This window comes from Pseudomonas saudiphocaensis (assembly GCF_000756775.1).
Classification (GTDB): Bacteria; Pseudomonadota; Gammaproteobacteria; order Pseudomonadales; family Pseudomonadaceae; genus Stutzerimonas; species Stutzerimonas saudiphocaensis.
On record NZ_CCSF01000001.1, the window covers coordinates 2,075,406 to 2,092,555 of the forward strand.

The 17,150-nt window shown below is 61.7% G+C and carries 14 protein-coding genes; 4 read left to right on the forward strand and 10 right to left on the reverse strand.

What is annotated here, in order from left to right:
- Positions 1–205: 205 nt before the first annotated feature.
- Positions 206–730, reverse strand: coding sequence for a hypothetical protein (locus tag BN1079_RS09630; RefSeq protein ID WP_052114461.1), 525 nt, complete (start codon positions 728–730; stop codon positions 206–208).
- Between the two features lie 105 nt (positions 731–835).
- On the opposite strand from BN1079_RS09630, the gene BN1079_RS09635 reads away from it, so the two are divergent.
- On the forward strand, positions 836–3,499 hold the full coding sequence (locus BN1079_RS09635) for a bifunctional diguanylate cyclase/phosphodiesterase (protein ID WP_037023967.1): 2,664 nt from the start codon (positions 836–838) through the stop codon (positions 3,497–3,499).
- Positions 3,500–3,555: 56 nt separating this feature from the next.
- Positions 3,556–4,203 (forward strand): peptide-methionine (S)-S-oxide reductase MsrA, encoded by a 648-nt coding sequence (gene msrA / locus BN1079_RS09640; protein WP_037023968.1) that lies wholly within the window; start codon positions 3,556–3,558, stop codon positions 4,201–4,203.
- 531 nt (positions 4,204–4,734) lie between these two features.
- Here msrA and BN1079_RS09645 read toward each other — a convergent pair.
- The 9 genes from BN1079_RS09645 to bioB form a co-directional block, all read right to left on the reverse strand.
- Positions 4,735–6,513 carry an acyl-CoA dehydrogenase C-terminal domain-containing protein gene (locus tag BN1079_RS09645; protein WP_037023969.1) on the reverse strand — a complete coding sequence of 593 codons (1,779 nt, stop codon included), beginning with the start codon at positions 6,511–6,513 and terminating at the stop codon, positions 4,735–4,737.
- Positions 6,514–6,650: 137 nt separating this feature from the next.
- Positions 6,651–7,952, reverse strand: a complete 1,302-nt coding sequence (locus BN1079_RS09650; protein WP_037026760.1) for a GGDEF domain-containing protein — start codon at positions 7,950–7,952, stop codon at positions 6,651–6,653.
- A 195-nt stretch (positions 7,953–8,147) separates the two neighbouring features.
- On the reverse strand, positions 8,148–9,953 hold the full coding sequence (locus tag BN1079_RS09655; protein ID WP_037023970.1) for a phenylacyl-CoA dehydrogenase: 1,806 nt from the start codon (positions 9,951–9,953) through the stop codon (positions 8,148–8,150).
- A 346-nt stretch (positions 9,954–10,299) separates the two neighbouring features.
- Entirely contained in the window at positions 10,300–10,554 is a 255-nt protein-coding gene (locus BN1079_RS09660; protein ID WP_037023971.1) for a hypothetical protein, read from the reverse strand.
- 72 nt (positions 10,555–10,626) lie between these two features.
- A complete protein-coding gene (gene bioD, locus BN1079_RS09665; RefSeq protein ID WP_037023972.1) occupies positions 10,627–11,307 on the reverse strand; it encodes a dethiobiotin synthase in 681 nt (226 codons plus the stop codon).
- Position 11,308: 1 nt separating this feature from the next.
- A complete protein-coding gene (gene bioC / locus BN1079_RS09670; RefSeq protein WP_037023973.1) occupies positions 11,309–12,115 on the reverse strand; it encodes a malonyl-ACP O-methyltransferase BioC in 807 nt (268 codons plus the stop codon).
- The gene (locus BN1079_RS09675) at positions 12,112–12,834 is read right to left on the reverse strand and encodes an alpha/beta fold hydrolase (protein ID WP_037023974.1); all 723 of its coding nucleotides are present in this window, start codon (positions 12,832–12,834) and stop codon (positions 12,112–12,114) included. The genes bioC and BN1079_RS09675 overlap by 4 nt, the downstream gene beginning before the upstream one ends.
- A gap of 2 nt (positions 12,835–12,836) precedes the next feature.
- Positions 12,837–14,006 carry an 8-amino-7-oxononanoate synthase gene (bioF, locus tag BN1079_RS09680; RefSeq protein ID WP_037023975.1) on the reverse strand — a complete coding sequence of 390 codons (1,170 nt, stop codon included), beginning with the start codon at positions 14,004–14,006 and terminating at the stop codon, positions 12,837–12,839.
- A 120-nt stretch (positions 14,007–14,126) separates the two neighbouring features.
- Positions 14,127–15,182 (reverse strand): biotin synthase BioB, encoded by a 1,056-nt coding sequence (gene bioB / locus BN1079_RS09685; protein ID WP_037023976.1) that lies wholly within the window; start codon positions 15,180–15,182, stop codon positions 14,127–14,129.
- Between the two features lie 82 nt (positions 15,183–15,264).
- On the opposite strand from bioB, the gene BN1079_RS09690 reads away from it, so the two are divergent.
- A complete protein-coding gene (locus BN1079_RS09690; protein WP_037023983.1) occupies positions 15,265–15,975 on the forward strand; it encodes a ComF family protein in 711 nt (236 codons plus the stop codon).
- Positions 15,976–16,149: 174 nt separating this feature from the next.
- Positions 16,150–17,124 (forward strand): serine/threonine protein kinase, encoded by a 975-nt coding sequence (locus BN1079_RS09695; protein WP_037023984.1) that lies wholly within the window; start codon positions 16,150–16,152, stop codon positions 17,122–17,124.
- Positions 17,125–17,150 lie beyond the last annotated feature (26 nt).

The window sequence follows — 17,150 nt, forward strand, 5'->3', positions numbered from 1 at the left end:
CCCTCACGGGATGCGGCGTTTTTTGTACTTACGGGTTGGATTGAGCCCTTTGCTGGAGTGCTGGCTTTTACGCTTTAAGCAGAAGCCCCTTTTGCATATGGGAACGGGCCATGCCAGTGAAGGGAAGCATGCCGGAGGGCCGCCATGTTCGCGCGCATGGCCCACCCGTACCATCTCCACGGATTCAATAGTGAAACCTTCCTGCTCAGCCTTTCTGCAGATTGCGGATCAGGTAGGACAGCGCCTTGGCCAGTTCCTCAGCACCTTTCGGGTCGCGCAGGATGATCAGCCAGGGCTCGCCATTCTGATTGGCGAACGTGCAGATAACCCCCTGCGACGGGCATTGGTACTGTACATAGGGATCCAGGCCAAACACCGAGAAGCTGCGGTTGCGCACGGCAAGATTGCCTGAGGAATCACGCCGCTCTTCCCGAATGCGCAACTCGCCTGGCGCGCCCACAGCAAGCCGATAACGCAAATCCTGCGGATTCGGCTGCCCGACCTGGTAGGCCGCTCGCAAGCCATAGGTTTCAAGCAGGGCATTGGCGTGGCTCAGCAGCGCGGCACGCTCATCGGAAGTCAGATACAGAGCTCTGAGCCCGGCCAGGTATTTTGCCGATTCCTCAGGCTCTAGCCGGTTGGTTTCAGCAGCTTGCATCGGGCTGCCAAGCACGAGAAAAAGCACTAAGGCCCATAACTTCCAAAGCCGACTTGTCAGTCCGTTCTGCATGATGCACCCTTGCCGTAATTGAATGGAATCAGCCAGGCAAACGCCCAACGCACGCGCCGCAGCTGGTGGAAAGACTCCCGCAGCATACTGGAAGCCAACCGCTTGATGAAAATACATACCGATGCCGCCAGCCGTTTGGCGACCGAGGTTGTGACGCAGTTGCCAGTGCCCTCCAGGCTCGGGATGCTGCGCTTCGAGCGTTTGAACGAGTCCAGTTGGGCATTGCTGTATCTCGACCCTGCCTGTGAGCGCTATCTGGGCCAGCCCGCTGAAGAGCTTTGCTCGCTGATCGACTCGCCGTTTGCCAGCCTGATGGAGCCTGCGGAACGCCTGCATCTGCACGATATCGTGCAAGCGCAGCTGGCCAGCAACGGCCATTACTCCATCCGCTATCGCCTGCATTCGGCCAATGGCGCACTGGACACGCTGGAGATCGGCGAGACCTGTCAGCAATATGGCCGCGAGTTGATTCGCGGTTACCTGATCATCGAGCAGCAAAGCGCGGAACAAGCCAAGCCCCATCAGGCTCCCTCTCCCGCCCCGCTCGACTCCCAACAGCCTCAAGACAGTCACCTGGAACACCTGATTCGCTCTCGCGCTCAGCAGAGCCTGATCGTCCGCCTGGCCCGACATCGTTACAGCTCCTCCAACCCACACCTCGAAGCCGCGCAACTGATTACCCAGGCGGCCTGTGAAGCCTATGGGATCGCCCGCGCTTCCATCTGGCACCTGAACGGCAGCCGGCTGGAGGCCATCGCCGGGTACCGTCGTGATAGCGACAGTTACGAGTATCCGGCAGCCCTGGACATGACGTCCTACCCGCACTACCTGCAGGCGTTGCAAAGTGAGCGAGCGCTGGACGTCTCCGACATTCGTGTCGACCCGCGCACCCAAGAGCTGTTCGATAGCTTTTTCGAGCCGCGCAAGATCACCTCGATCCTTGATGCGACCATTCGCCTTGGCGGCGAAGTGGTTGGCGTACTTTGCCTGGAGCATGCCGGCACGCCGCGCACCTGGCTGCCCGACGAAATTGCCTTTGCCGGCGAGCTAGCCGACCAATATGCGCAGGTCCTGGCCAATCAGCAGCGGCTCAGCGCCACCCACAGCCTGCACCTGTTCCGCCGCGCCGTGGAACAGAGCGCCAGCGCCTTCATTCTGGTAGACCGTGAAGGGATCGTTGAATACGTCAACCCGAGCTTTACCTCTATCACCCAGTACTCCGCCGACGAGGTTCGCGGGCATCCGCTGGCCGAGCTGACGGCGCTGGAGAACCTTAGCGAGCTGCTGTTCGATACCTCTTCCACCCTGGCGCAGCACAACAGCTGGCAGGGCGAATTCCACAGCCGGCGCAAGAACCTGGAGCCGTACTGGGGGCAACTTTCGATCTCCAAGGTGTTTGCCGAAAGCGGCGAGCTGACCCACTACATCGGCATCTACGAAGACATCACCCAGAGCAAGCAGGCGCAGCAGCATATCGAGCAGCTAGCCTACACCGACAACCTCACCCACCTGGCCAACCGCCCTTTCTTCATTCGCAGCCTCGAAGAGCGTTTCGCCGACGGCAAAGAGCCACGGCTGTGCCTGATTCTGGTCGATATCGACAACTTCAAGCGCATCAACGACAGCCTCGGCCACCAGACCGGTGACAAACTGCTAGCCAGCCTGGCGCGGCGCTTGCGCAACGGCCTCAGCCGCGAGGGTGTACTGGCACGCTTTGCCAGCAATGAATTTGCGCTGCTGTTCGACGACATGAGTCTGGAAGAAGGTCAGCGCCTGGCCAACCAGGTTCTCAGCACTCTCGACAAGCCCCTGTTCGTTGACAAGCAACTGATCAGCGTCAGCGGCTCGCTGGGCCTGGCCTGTACGCCGCTGCACGGGCGCGACCCGGAAACACTGATGAAGCACGCAGGCCAAGCCCTGCATAAGGCCAAGGCCAACGGCAAGAACCAGGTGCAGGTGTTCACCGAAGCGCTGCACGCCGAAGCCAACTACAAGCTGTTTCTGGAAAGCAACCTGCGCCGCGCTTTGAGCCAGGATGAACTCGAAGTTTTCTACCAGCCCAAACTGTGCCTGCGTACGGGGCGCTTGCAGGGCCTGGAGGCGCTGCTCCGCTGGCAGCACCCGGAAAAGGGCATGATCCGGCCGGATCAGTTCATCGCCGTGGCGGAAGAAACGGGACTGATCATCCCCATCGGCAAGTGGGTTGCCCGCGAGGCATGCCGCACCGGCGTACGCCTGGCCAGCCTCGGTCGCGGTTCACCGCAAATCGCCATCAACCTGTCGCCCAAGCAGTTTTCCGATCCCGAGCTGGTTGAGTCCATCTCCAGCATTCTTCGAGAAGAGCATCTGCCGCCTCATCTACTGGAGCTTGAGCTGACCGAAAGTCTGCTGCTCGATGCTACTGAGGAAACACGCCAGCAACTGATCGGCCTCAAGGCTCTCGGCGTAATGCTGGCGATGGATGATTTTGGGACCGGCTATTCGTCCCTTAGCTATCTGAAGAAGTTTCCCATCGACGTGATCAAGATCGATCGAAGCTTTATCAAGGATATCCCGGGCAATCAGGACGACATGGAGATCACTTCTGCGGTCATCGCCATGGCCCGCAATCTGCGGCTGCAAGTCGTCGCCGAGGGCATCGAAACCGCCGAACAATTGGCTTTCCTGCGTTACCATCGCTGCGATATCGGTCAGGGCTACCTGTTCGATCAGCCCATTCCCGGCAGTCAGCTTGCCGAAGCGCTCGCCCGCTACCCGCGCTGGGCCTGATATCCCCGCGGCAGCCTGCCAGGCTTTGCACAGCACCCAAAAGTCGAGTATCACCTATGACCCTGCGCTCAGAAATTCTCGTTCACAAGCAGGCCCTGCCTGAAGCAGATCAGGCTTTGCCAGGCCGCGACACTCCGGTACAGGTTCCTGCCGCCCACTTCGTCAATGGCAATCCGTTGCAGCCGCCCTTCCCGGCACATTTGCAGCAGGCAATGTTCGCCATGGGCTGTTTCTGGGGCGCGGAACGACGTCTCTGGCAACAGCCGGGCGTCTGGACGACGGCCGTGGGCTATGCCGGCGGAATTACGCCCAACCCTACCTACGAAGAAGTCTGTTCCGGCCTGACCGGCCATGCGGAAGCCGTGCTGGTGGTATTCGACCCGCAGGAAGTTACCTACGAGGAACTGCTCAAGCTGTTCTGGGAGGTTCACAACCCAACTCAGGGCATGCGTCAGGGCAACGACATCGGCACCCAATATCGTTCCGCCATTTACTGCTTCGACGATGAGCAGCTGGCCAAAGCGCGCAACAGCCAGGAGCGTTTCCAGGCCCAACTGGATGAGCACGGTTTCGGCCAGATCACTACCGAAATTGCCCGGGCACCACATTTCTATTACGCCGAAACCTACCACCAGCAGTATCTGGCGAAGAACCCCGCAGGCTATTGTGGGCTAGGCGGTACCGGCGTCTGCATGCCGTTTTAAGCGCAGGTCGAGGTAGCCGAAGGCGTAACCCGACTATCGCGCAATGCAGGTGTTTTACGTGGAAGCGATCCCGCGCTGCAAACGGCAGCTTTCGCGGTATACAGCTTGCTCATGAGCAGCGCAGGGTAGCTCGTGCGGTGCAGAGTTCCTGGACAAGCCTGCTCTTTGGCCTGAGTTGCTCTGGCCGGTATGTGAGCAGTGCTTGACCGAAACATGCCCAGAAAAAGAAAACCCTGCCGAAGCAGGGTCTTTGCAGACTGAATCTGACATCCGTGACTTGCGCCTTCCTGGCGCCATTCCTCGTGCATCCGTTTTGTCGTATGCGCTTCCATACGCGGCGTCCCAATGCATGGAGACTACCGACCACTCGAATTAAGCTGTAGTAGCAAACTGCACCATGCTTTGTAAGCCATCACTTACAAAGGAGTGTGACCTCCACTGTAAGTGATTGGCTAATGTCACCGTTTTATGACTGGATGCAGCAGCTGGTTGTTCCTAAGGATGGCCAATTAATTTCATTTGGCCTTGACCTTAGAACTGCGCTGCGTCGAGCAGGTACAGCGATTCGCTACCGGCCTTCACCGAAGCGCTGAGCGACTCGATGCGTGGCAGCAGGCGGGCAAAGTAGAAACGTGCCGTACCCAGCTTGCTTGCGTAGAAGTCGTCCTGCTCATGCTTGCCCAGCGCCGCTGCAGCCATGCGCGCCCACATGTAGGCGTAAGCCGTATAGCCGAAGGCATGCAGGTACTCAACCGAAGCGGCGCCAATCTCATTGGGATTGCTCTTTGCACTCTCAAGAACGAACCTGGTCAGCTCATCGAGATTATCCAGCGCAGCTTTCAACGGTGTGACAAATTCAGCCAGCTCCGCGCCCGCTTCGGCGCAATAGCTGCGAATCTCGTCGGCGAAAATCTGATACATCTCGCCGCCACTGCCCACCACCTTGCGCCCCAGAAGGTCCAGCGCCTGGATGCCGTTGGTGCCTTCGTAGATCTGGGTAATGCGGCAGTCGCGCACCAGCTGCTCCTGCCCCCATTCGCGAATGAAGCCGTGGCCACCGAAGACCTGCTGGCCGTGGATGGTGGTTTCCAGCCCCATGTCGGTAAGGAAGGCTTTGGCCACCGGCGTCAGCAAGGCCACCTGGGATTCGGCACGTTTGCGCGCCTCGGGGTCTTCACTGAACTTGGCAATGTCCAGCTGCAGCGCGACGTAGCTGGAGAACGCGCGGCCACCCTCATTGAGCGCCTTCATGGTCAGCAGCATACGGCGTACATCGGGATGCACGATGATCGGATCAGCCGCTTTGTCCGGCGCCACCGCGCCAGTCGGAGCACGGCTCTGGATGCGCTCGCGGGCGTATTCGATAGCGCTTTGATAAGAGCGCTCACCAGTCGCCAGCCCCTGAATACCAACGCCCAGGCGCTCGTAGTTCATCATGGTGAACATGGCTGCCAGGCCCTTGTTCGGCTCGCCGACCATCCAGCCGGTGGCGCCGTCGAAGTTCATCACGCAGGTGGCCGAGGCCTGGATGCCCATCTTGTGTTCGATGGAGCCGCAGGACAGGGAGTTGCGCTCGCCCAACGAGCCGTCGTCATTGACCAGCACCTTGGGCACCAGGAACAGCGAGATGCCGCGCGAGCCGGCCGGCGCGTCGGGCAGCTTGGCCAGTACCAGGTGGATGATGTTTTCCGTCAGGTCGTGCTCGCCACCGGTGATGAAAATCTTGGTGCCACTGACTTTATAGGTGCCATCGGCCTGCGGCTCGGCTTTAGTGCGAATGATGCCCAGATCGGTGCCGGCTTGTGGCTCGGTCAGACACATGGAGCCGGCCCAAACGCCGCTGTACATGTTCGGCAGGTACTTCTGCTTAAGCTCCTCGCTGGCATGGGCGTGGATGGACAAGCAGGCACCCGAGGTCAGCATCGGATACAGACCGAAGGCGAGGCTCGCCGAGTTCATCATCTCCTCGACCTGTGCGGAAATTGCCTTGGGCATGCCCATACCGCCGTAGGCCGGGTCGCCACCCACACCTACCCAGCCGCCTTCGGCATACAGCTTGTAGGCTTCGCGATAGCCGGCCGGCGTGCGGACCGCGCCATTGTCCCAGTGACAGCCTTCTTCGTCGCCGCTGCGATTGAGCGGGCTGACGGTGTTACCGGTGATCTTGCCGGCTTCCTCAAGTATGGCCTCGGCGGTTTCCGCATCAACCACTTCAGCCAGCGCAGGCAGCGTCTGCCAGAGCGTCGGCGCATCGAAGACTTCATTCAGGATGAAACGCATATCGCGCAGCGGTGCTTTGTAGTCAGCCATGGAGAAACCTCGCAGAGAACATATCACCCGGCCGGTTGGCCGCAGGATTCAGCGAGTCTAACTGACGCCAAGAGACGCCCGAAGCGTCTTTTTATGACCGATCGGTTCTGCCGGGTACCAGCTACGAAACACCCATATCAGACTTCGGTTGCGGCAGGCTTGGGCGTGCGTACCGCACCGCGACGGTTCTGACCGAAGGCCCGTATGCAGTTGCGACCGGCATTCTTCGCACTATAAAGCGCCTGGTCCGCGGCCTTGATCACTTCTTCCGGGTTGCGCTGTTCCAGCAGTCGCTCGGCCACACCAATACTGATGGTGACGGAAACCTGGCTACCACTACCGCTGCCACGGCGCCGCTTGCCCTGTTGCGCTGCCTTGGGGCGGTTAGCCTTGTCGCGCAGCTGCATGCGGTAGCTCTCCACCGCCTGACGCACCGCCTCGAGGTGTGGCAAGCAGTCGTCCAGATTGCGCCCAGGGAACACGAGGGTGAATTCTTCGCCGCCATAACGGTAGGCCCGCCCACCGCCACCGATCTTGCGCAGCCGGCTCGCCACCAGCCGCAGCACCTGATCGCCGACATCGTGACCATGGGTATCGTTGAACGCCTTGAAGTGATCCACATCTGCCATGGCGATGACATAGTGCCGCCCGAGCCGCTGCAGCCTCTCGTTCAGCGCCCGACGCCCCGGCAAGCCAGTGAGTTCGTCGCGGAACGCCATCTGATAGGCTTCCTGGGCAATGGATACGACCAGAATCAGCATCACTACGCTGCTCAGCACATTCAGCACACCGGGCTGCTTGAAGACCTGCGGCAGCATCATCAGCAGACCGACCAAAGCGACAAACTGTGCCGCATGCACCGGTCTTGGCTGCCGCAGGTACTGCACCACCATGACTACGAAGGCCAGTAGAAACAGCGGATAGGCCAGCTGGATCAGACTCAGCCAATCTGCATAAAGACCAGGCCAGCGCACCACTGCCAGCCATTCCAACAGGCGCTCAGGAGACCGCCACGCCAGCAGAAACGCAATCAGAGAGACCACGAGCAATACGCTCAGCCGCGCCAAGCACTCCTGCAACATCTGAGTGCGCTCCTGCCAAGCGCCGTACAACCCAAAGAGCACCGGCAGCAATACGCTGCACAAGTGGAAGGTCAGAGCCGCCTCGGGCAGCACCGTTCCGGTCGCCCGGTAATGGTCCACCTGGGTGTCGAGCAGAAAATAGACCAGATAGACCACCAACAGCAGGAAAGCCTCGCGGGCCCGACCATAGGCACAGCAGAAGGCTGCTCCCAGCAGCAGAAGCACCGTGGGCAGAACGTTGAACAGCGAGGTGAAGAAGTCGTTGAGAGCCGACTGCCGCGCCGCTACCACCCCGCCCACCAACAAGGCCAGTGGCGCATAGAAGTGGCTGAAACGCACAGCAAATAGACGAGGCACGTAGGTTCCGAAATCTTGAGCAGGAAAGTCAGGCATTTTGCCATCATGCGAGAACTCATTCACCCCATTGGATGATCAATAGCCGCCGTTTCACTCCAATCTCAAATTGCCTGCCCTAAAACGACAGAACCCCGCTCCGGGAGCGAGGTTCTGTTGTCAGCTTAACCGCTGCCGAGCAGCGGTTCGGTGAGGGACTTAGTAGGCCAGCTCGAAATGAGCTTCGTCCATCTCCATCAGATTGTCGGCACCGGAAAGCATGGCCTCCACATGCGTACGGGTACGCGGCAGGATGCGCTGGAAGTAGAAGCGCGCCGTCTGCACCTTGGCGGTGTAGAAGCCATCGCTGTCTTCGCCGGCGGCGATCTTCTCGGACGCCACTCGTGCCATGTCGGCCCAGAAGTACGCCAGGCAGGCATAGCCGCAGTACATCAGATAATCCACCGAAGCCGCACCGACCTCGTCGCGGTTCTTCATCGCGGCCATGCCGACCTTCATAGTCAGATCGCCCCACTCCTTGTTCAGCTTGGCCAGAGGCTCGATGAACTGCTTGATCGACTCGTTGCCTTCGTTGGCCTGGCAGAACTTGTGAACGACCTTGGTGAAGCCCTTCAGCGCTTCGCCCTGAGTCATCAGCACCTTACGGCCCAGCAAGTCCAGCGCCTGGATGCCAGTGGTGCCTTCGTACAAGCAGGAGATGCGGCTGTCGCGCACGTTCTGCTCCATGCCCCACTCGGCGATATAACCGTGGCCACCGAAGACCTGCACACCGTGGTTGGCGGCTTCGAAGCCCACTTCGGTCATGAACGCCTTGGCGATCGGAGTGAGGAACGCGAGCATGGCGTCAGCGGCCTTGCGTTGCTCTTCGTCCTGGCTGCGCTGGGAGATGTCGACCTGCTTGGAAGCGAAGTAGAGCATCGCACGGTTGCCTTCGGCGAATGCCTTCATGGTCAACAGCATACGACGCACGTCCGGATGCACGATGATCGGGTCGGCGGCCTTCTCAGGCGCCTTCGGGCCGGTCAGCGAACGCATCTGCAGACGCTCGCGAGCGTATTTGATGGCGCCCTGGAACGCGACCTCGGCGTGGGCCAGGCCCTGCAGAGCAGTACCCAGACGCGCCGTGTTCATAAAGGTGAACATGCAGTTCAGGCCCTTGTTCGGCGGGCCGATCAGGAAACCGGTGGCGCTGTCGAAGTTCATCACGCAGGTGGCGTTGCCGTGAATGCCCATCTTGTGCTCCAGCGAGCCACAGGACACACCGTTACGCTCGCCGACGCCGCCTTCGGCGTTGGGCAGAAACTTGGGCACGATAAACAGCGAAATGCCCTTGGTGCCTTCCGGCGCATCGGGCAGGCGAGCCAGCACGATATGGACGATGTTGTCGGCCATGTCATGTTCGCCAGCGGAGATGAAGATCTTGGTGCCGGTGACCTTGTAGCTGCCATCGGCCTGGGGCTCGGCCTTGGTACGCAGCATGCCGAGATCGGTGCCGCAATGCGGCTCGGTCAGGCACATGGTGCCGGTCCACTCGCCGGATACCAGCTTGGTCAGGTAAGTCTGCTGCTGCTCGGGGGTGCCGTGTGCATGCAGGGTATTCATCGCACCGTGAGACAGGCCGGGGTACATGCCCCAGGACCAGTTGGCCTCACCGATCATCTCGCTCATGGCCATGCCCAGCGACTCCGGCAGACCCTGGCCGCCGTGCTCGACGTCATGGGCCAGGCTCGGCCAGCCACCTTCAACGTACTGCTGATAGGCTTCCTTGAAGCCAGTCGGCGTCTTCACGCCGGACTCGCTCCAGGTGCAGCCTTCCGTATCGCCGACACGGTTGAGCGGCGCCAGCACCTGCTCACAGAACTTGGCACCTTCTTCCAGGATGGCATTGACCATATCCGGGGTCGCGTCTTCGCAGCCCGGCAGGCTCTGGTAATGCGCCTCGTAGCCAAGCAATTCGTCACGTACGAAGCGGATATCGCGCAAGGGGGCCTTGTAATCGGGCATAGCGTAAACCTCAGCGGTGGGTTCTTTGTTCAGGTGGCTGACGAGCCAACTTCTGATTGGATTCTTGTGACCCTTTGCGGTCGCATAACGGGTCAAACAGGCGTTTGAAACATACGTTTCGGCCTGTGCGATGTCAAGCAGTGGCCAGAACGTCGTTCTTAGACATTCCTCAAATTACAAACAGGGGCAAGAGTAGTTCGGATGGGCAGGGACTGGACCCACAACTACCAAAAGAGAGAGACGGACGAACGTGAGCCAGCCGAGCGGTCGATTGGCAACAAAGGAGAATTAACAAGACTTAACAGCGCGGACCTTGCTCGAATCGCCAGCCATGACGGCCGGCGCTTCAGGCGATGGTGTTGATCAGGGTTCCGAGCACCTCATCGGCACTCTGAATCATCCGCACGCCGGCCTTGGCCGCATGTTCGCCGACCTTCATCTGTACCAGCTGCTCGGTCAGCTCAACCACTTCTGCCACCGCCTGCGAATTGCTCGCGGCAGGCAGGCTGGCCTCGGCAATCGTCGCTGCGGCGTCCTCGATGCGCTGCTGCCCCACCTGAACGGCGCCGAGCCCGGAGGACATGAGACTGTTGATTTCCATAACGCAACTCCCGCTATCGACTTGCCATCATTGAAGCAGAGACAGCGCCTCGAGACCACCACGCTGTTTAAATCAGCTCAGCAAGCTGAGATCCAGCAGGCGCCCGACCTCGGCAGCGGTGGCTTGCGGCAAACGCGGCACACGGCCCAGGCACGGTGCGGACAGCCGCTCGTCGAGAGTCGCGAGGTTTTCCTCCAGCCGAGAAGTGGCTGGGTCGACAACATTGGCCACCCAGCCGGCCAGCTGCAGGCCATCACGCTCGATGGCCTCTGCAGTGAGTAGCGCATGATTGATGCAGCCCAGGCGCACGCCCACCACCAGAATGACCGGCAGGCCCAGCAGGATCGCCAGGTCGGACAGGTTCTCGCGACCGGCCAGCGGCACGCGCCAGCCGCCGGCGCCTTCGACCAGGGAAAAGTCCGCCTGCAGCGCCAGCACCCGCTGCACCGGCTCGGCCAGCCGGGCGGCGCTCAGTTCGATGTCGGCTTCGCGGGCGGCCAGGTGCGGGGCGATGGGCGGCTCGAAGACGAAGGGATTGATCGCCTCGTAGCGCATTGGCAGCGTGCACTCGGCCAGCAGGGCCAGGGCGTCATCGTTGCGCAAGCCTTCGGGCGTCCTCAGGCAGCCGGAGGCCACCGGCTTTGCCGCGGCAGTGCTCAGCCCCGCATGCCGTGCCGCATGCAGCAGGCCGGCGGCGATGGTGGTCTTGCCGACTTCGGTGTCGGTGCCGGTGACGAAGAAAGCCGCAGCCATCTCAGGATTCCTTGCGCAATACGCCATAAACCACCTGGTAGGTGGCCGGCAGCCCGAATGGCGTGCGGAACTGTTCGTAGGCGGCGATCAGCGCGCGAATGCGCGCCGGACCGGTAAGTCCGCCCGGGCGACCGGGGTTGAGGTTGTGTGCGCCGAGGGCCTTGAGTTCGTGGGTCAGCTGGCGCAGCTCGGCGAAATGCAGCACCCGCGGCTGCACGCTGAGCTCAAGCTGCGCCAAACCACTGTCAGCGCACAGGTGCTGATAGGTGTCCAGCGTACGGAAGCGGTTGACGTGGGCAAAGCCGTCCACCGCCTGCCAGCTATCGCGCAGCTCCTGCAGAGTTCCGGCGCAGAGGCTGCTGAACGCGAATATTCCGCCGGGCCGCAACACCCGTCTTGCCTCGCGCAGCACGGCGGGAAAGTCTTCACACCACTGCAGCGCCAGGCTGGAAAAGATCAGGTCTACGCTCCCCTCGCGCAGCGGCAGGGATTCGGCATCGCCCGCCACGAAAGCACCGGCGCCGCCCTGAGGCGCGGCATGGCGCAACATGCCTTCGGCGATATCCAGCGCTACGCCCTCGGCTTGGGGAAAACACTGCGCCAACCGGCGCGAGAAGTATCCCGTACCACAACCCAGATCGAGCCAGCGGTTAGGCTCAAGGTCATCCGGCAGGCGCTCGATCAGGGTATTGCCGACAGCGCGCTGCAACTCGGCCACAGCATCATAGCTGGTGGCGGCACGGGAGAAGGACGCGGCGACACGACGCTTATCCGGCAGGGCCGAGTCGGAGCCAACGACATCCGTCATGCCGCATACCCTTGAATGAAGTTGGCGACCAGCACCGCCAACTCATCGGCCCGCTCCAGCGGCAGCGCATGACTGGCCTTGGGCATGACCTCGACGCGGGTGCCGGGCAGCCAGTTGCGCAGCGCGCCCGCGGCAGCCACCGGCACCAGTGCATCCGCTTCGGCAAACACATGCAGCTGCGGCCCGAAGTAGCCAAGCAGCGCTTCACGCCCATCCAGTTTCGCCAGCAGTTGCAGGCCGGCGTCGAGCACCGCCACGGGCGATTGCAATTGGCTGACCTGAAGTTGCCGGCTTAGGGTGCGCACATCGACGGCGCCGCGGCTGCACAACGAGCAAAAGCGTTTGAGGGTCTGCTCGGCATCGAGGCGAAAGGCTTCATGGAAGGTATCGAAAGCCTCTGCCGGCATCGCTTCGGGCCACTGCCCGCAAGCACGGAAGCAGGGATTGCTGGCGAAGGTAATCAGGCCGGGACAGGTATCGACGCGACGCGCTGCCAACTTACTCGCCAGCATGCCGCCCAATGACCAGCCTGCGAGCCAGGCATCACGCGGCAGATGGCGGTCAAGTTCATCCAGCCAGGCATCGGCATCAGCCAGCTCCGGCAGCGGAGCGATGGTTACGTCGAGGTTCGGTAATTGCTCGCCCAGCGCATCGCAGAGCGGCTGCAGCGCCGCCGTACCGAAAGCCCAGCCGGGCAGCAGGATCAGCTGAATGGACATTGTCAGGGTTCCTCGGCCAAAGAATTCCAGCATTCGGCCAAAGCATCCAGCAGATGTTCCACGTGCGCCTGGTTATGCGACGCACTGAAGGTGACCCGCAGTCGCGCACTGCCGGCCGGCACCGTCGGCGGACGGATGGCACCGACCAGAATGCCGCGCTCGCGCAGCGCTGCCGAGAGCTTCAGAGCACGCTCACTGCTGCCGACGATGATCGGCTGAATCGGGGTCGGGCTGTCCACCAGGCTCAGGCCGATCTCTGCGGCACCCCGACGGAAACGGGCGATCAGCTGACTCAAATGCTCACGCCGCCAGTGCTCGCTCCGCAGCAACTCAAGGCTTTTCAGGGTGGCGCAGGCGACGGCCGGTGGCTGGCTGGTTGTATAGATGTAGGGCCGGGCAAACTGGATCAGCGTCTCGATCAGCTCCTCGCTGCCGGCAACGAAGGCACCGGCCGTACCAAAGGCCTTGCCCAGCGTGCCGACCAGCACCGGCACTTCATCGATACCCAGCCCGAAATGCTCGACGATACCGCCACCGGTCGCACCCAGCGGACCAAAACCATGGGCATCATCGACCACCACCCAGGCATTGCGCTGCCGCGCGGCGGCGCAGATCGCCGGCAGATCGGCCAGGTCGCCGTCCATACTGAACACACCGTCGGTCACCACCAAGGTATTGCCAACGGCCTTTTCCAGACGCTTGGCCAGGCTCGCGGCATCGTTATGCAGGTAGCGCGAGAAACGCGCGCCGGAGAGCAGGCCGGCATCCAGCAGCGAAGCATGATTGAGACGGTCTTCCAGTACCGTATCGCCCTGTCCCACCAGTGCGGTGACGGCGGCCAGATTGGCCATATAGCCGGTTGAGAACAGCAGCGCGCGCGGCCGGCCCGTGAAGGCAGCCAGTGCTTCTTCCAGTTCGTGATGTGGTGAGCTATGGCCGATCACCAGATGCGACGCACCGCCACCGACGCCCCACTTATCCGCACCATCGCGCATCGCCTGGATCACCTGGGGATGGTTGGCAAGCCCCAGGTAATCGTTGGAACAGAAGGCCAGCAGCCGTTCGCCATCGACCAGCACTTCCGGCTGCTGCGGAGTTTCCAGCAATGGACGCTGGCGGTAGAGATGCTCGGCGCGGCGTGCGGCCAGGCGAGAGGCGAGATCGAAACTCATGAAAGCACCGCAAACAGGTGGATAACCGCAAGCGGGTTATCCACCCTACGAAAAGGTTGGGCGAGCGTAGGGTGGATAGGGGCGCGCAACTGGCGCTTTATCCATCCACCATGCAAGTGATCAGACCGCCGCGTTATAGAACAGCTTCGAGTCGCGCTGTTCCAGCAGCGCCTGCTCGATGGCCGCCTGATGCACTTCGTCGTCGTGCTCGTGGCGCTCTTCGGGCTGGATGCCGAGACGCTTGAACAGCTGCATATCCTTGTCGGCCTGGGGGTTGGCGGTGGTCAGCAGTTTCTCGCCGTAGAAGATCGAGTTGGCGCCGGCAAGGAAGGCCAGGGCCTGCATCTGCTCGTTCATCTGCTCGCGGCCGGCTGACAGCCGCACGTGGGACTTGGGCATCATGATCCGCGCTACCGCCAGCATGCGGATAAAGTCGAAGGGATCCACGTCCTGCTCTTCAGCCAGGGGCGTACCCTTGACCTTGACCAGCATGTTGATCGGCACACTTTCCGGGTGCTCCGGCAGATTCGCCAGCTGGATCAGCAGACCGGCGCGGTCGTCCAGCGACTCGCCCATGCCGAGGATACCGCCGGAGCAGATCTTCATGCCCGCCTCGCGCACGTAGCTCAACGTCTCCAGACGGTCGGCGTAAGTGCGGGTAGTGATGATATTGCCGTAGAACTCCGGCGAGGTATCCAGGTTGTGGTTGTAGTAATCGAGACCGGCAGCCGCCAGAGCGCGGGTCTGCTCCTGGTCCAGCTTGCCGAGGGTCATGCAGGTTTCCAGGCCCAGCGCTTTCACGCCTTCTACCATTTTCAGTACGTAGGGCATGTCCTTGGCCGACGGATGCTTCCAGGCGGCGCCCATGCAGAAGCGCGTCGAGCCGATGGCCTTGGCTTCGGCTGCCGCCTCCAGCACCTTTTGCACTTCCATCAGCTTTTCTTTGTCCAGGCCGGTGTTGTAGTGGCCTGACTGCGGGCAGTACTTGCAGTCTTCCGGACAGGCGCCGGTCTTGATCGACAGCAGGGTGGAAACCTGCACGCGGTTGGCGTCGAAGTGCTGGCGGTGCACGCTCTGCGCCTGGAACAGCAAATCGTTGAACGGCTGCAGGAAGAGCGCCTTGACCTCGGCGAGAGTCCAGTCGTGACGCGTGGCGCAAGCGGCAGTGGCGCTCATGGGGCATTCCTTGTACATAGGGTTTGGCACGGAGGCGAAATGGTTAGCCAAGTCAGACAAGCTGTCAACCAGGAAAGGAATCATGGTTTACAACTGGTTAAATATCGAACAATTCTGTTTGCTTTGCGATGAGCGCTGCGACCCCGAGCATTCGCTATGTGGCGCCTGCGAAGCCGACCTTCCGTGGCTCGGCCCGCAATGCACGGTCTGCGCGTTGCCGCTGCACGCGGGCGGCCTGATCTGCGGCCAATGCCTGAAACGTCCACCTGCGTTCGATCAAGTCGTAGCGCCCTGGCGCTTCGACTTCCCCATCGACAGCCTGATCAACCGCTTCAAGCACCAGTCGCGCTGGCCGTTCGGGCGACTGCTGGCAGAGTTACTGGCGCGGCACATGCAACATCTTTTCGACGACGCCGGCCTGCCTCGCCCGAGCGCCCTGCTCCCGGTGCCGCTGGCGCGCAAGCGTCTGCGCCAGCGTGGCTTCAACCAGGCCAGGATGCTCGCCGACTGGCTGAGCCCCGAATTGCGGATTCCGGTGCGCAACGAACTGCTGCAACGCACCCTGGACACGCCGGCACAGCAGCAACTGGATGCCGCCGGGCGTCGTCGCAACCTGCGCCAGGCATTCGCCCTGCCTGATAAGAAGCCGCTGCACGATCAACACCTGGCCATCATCGATGACGTGCTCACCACCGGCGCCACGGCCGAAGCCCTGGCCCGCCTGCTGAAGCGGGCCGGCGCGGCGCGGGTGGATATCTACTGCCTGGCGCGTACGCCAAAGCCGGGGGATTAGGGGCTCCAGAGCGGCCTCGGCCGCGAGCTTTAACTTGAGTTTCGGCACCAAGCCCCGCTAGAAGCTCGTGGATAAATCCGCTCTAACATCGCCCATGGACCAACCAGCCACGGGCTCAGCCTTGTTTAACTCCGCAGCTGCAATACACTGATCGGCCCATTCACGGAGCCGACCATGAGCCATCCCTTTGACACTCTCACGCCGGACCTTGTGCTCGATGCCGTGGAGAGTGCCGGCTACATCAGTGATGCGCGGGTATTGGCACTGAACAGCTACGAAAACCGTGTTTATCAGGTGGGCATCGAGGACGAAACACCGCTGATTGCGAAGTTCTACCGTCCCGACCGCTGGAGCAACGAGGCCATCCTCGAAGAGCACCAGTTCAGCCTGGAACTGGCCGAGCGGGAAATTCCCGTGGTGGCACCGCTATCGCGTGACGGCAAGACCCTGTTCGAGCATGCAGGTTTTCGCTTTGCGCTGTTCCCCCGGCGCGGCGGGCGTGCGCCCGAGCCGGGCAATCTCGACCAGCTCTACCGCCTCGGGCAGCTGCTAGGACGCATGCATGCGGTCAGCGCCAGCCGCCCCTTCGAGCACCGCCAGACCCTCGACGCGCAAAGCTTCGGCCACGACTCCCTGGCCACGCTGCTGGACGGCAACTTCATCCCGAAGAGCCTGCTGCCGGCTTACGAATCCGTGGCGCGTGATCTGCTCAAGCGGGTCGATGATGTATTTGCGCAGACCGACTTTCAGCCGATCCGCCTGCATGGCGATTGCCACCCAGGCAACATCCTCGCCCGCGACGACGCCTTTTATCTGGTCGATCTGGATGACTGCCGCATGGGGCCGTCGGTGCAGGACATCTGGATGATGCTTGCCGGCGAACGCCACGAGCGCCTCGGACAACTGTCTGAACTGGTGGATGGCTACAACGAGTTCCACGACTTCGCCCCACGCGAACTGCCGCTCATCGAAGCCCTGCGTGCCCTGCGCCTGCTGCACTACAGCGCCTGGCTGGCGCGCCGCTGGGATGACCCGGCCTTCCCAATGAGCTTTCCCTGGTTCGGCAGCGAGCGCTACTGGGGCGATCAGGTGCTGATCCTGCGCGAGCAGATTTCGGCGCTGCAGGAAGAGCCGCTGAAGCTGTTTTAACGGGCACGGTTTTGGGTTCCGTGCCG

Excerpts from the sequence above, each read along its gene's own strand:
- BN1079_RS09630 (WP_052114461.1), bottom strand. The coding sequence starts at position 730 with ATGCAGAACGGACTGACAAGTCGGCTTTGGAAGTTATGGGCCTTAGTG.
- BN1079_RS09635 (WP_037023967.1), top strand. The coding sequence starts at position 836 with ATGAAAATACATACCGATGCCGCCAGCCGTTTGGCGACCGAGGTTGTG.
- msrA (WP_037023968.1), top strand. The coding sequence starts at position 3,556 with ATGACCCTGCGCTCAGAAATTCTCGTTCACAAGCAGGCCCTGCCTGAA.
- BN1079_RS09645 (WP_037023969.1), bottom strand. The coding sequence starts at position 6,513 with ATGGCTGACTACAAAGCACCGCTGCGCGATATGCGTTTCATCCTGAAT.
- BN1079_RS09655 (WP_037023970.1), bottom strand. The coding sequence starts at position 9,953 with ATGCCCGATTACAAGGCCCCCTTGCGCGATATCCGCTTCGTACGTGAC.
- BN1079_RS09660 (WP_037023971.1), bottom strand. The coding sequence starts at position 10,554 with ATGGAAATCAACAGTCTCATGTCCTCCGGGCTCGGCGCCGTTCAGGTG.
- bioD (WP_037023972.1), bottom strand. The coding sequence starts at position 11,307 with ATGGCTGCGGCTTTCTTCGTCACCGGCACCGACACCGAAGTCGGCAAG.
- bioC (WP_037023973.1), bottom strand. The coding sequence starts at position 12,115 with ATGACGGATGTCGTTGGCTCCGACTCGGCCCTGCCGGATAAGCGTCGT.
- BN1079_RS09675 (WP_037023974.1), bottom strand. The coding sequence starts at position 12,834 with ATGTCCATTCAGCTGATCCTGCTGCCCGGCTGGGCTTTCGGTACGGCG.
- bioF (WP_037023975.1), bottom strand. The coding sequence starts at position 14,006 with ATGAGTTTCGATCTCGCCTCTCGCCTGGCCGCACGCCGCGCCGAGCAT.
- bioB (WP_037023976.1), bottom strand. The coding sequence starts at position 15,182 with ATGAGCGCCACTGCCGCTTGCGCCACGCGTCACGACTGGACTCTCGCC.
- BN1079_RS09690 (WP_037023983.1), top strand. The coding sequence starts at position 15,265 with ATGGTTTACAACTGGTTAAATATCGAACAATTCTGTTTGCTTTGCGAT.
- BN1079_RS09695 (WP_037023984.1), top strand. The coding sequence starts at position 16,150 with ATGAGCCATCCCTTTGACACTCTCACGCCGGACCTTGTGCTCGATGCC.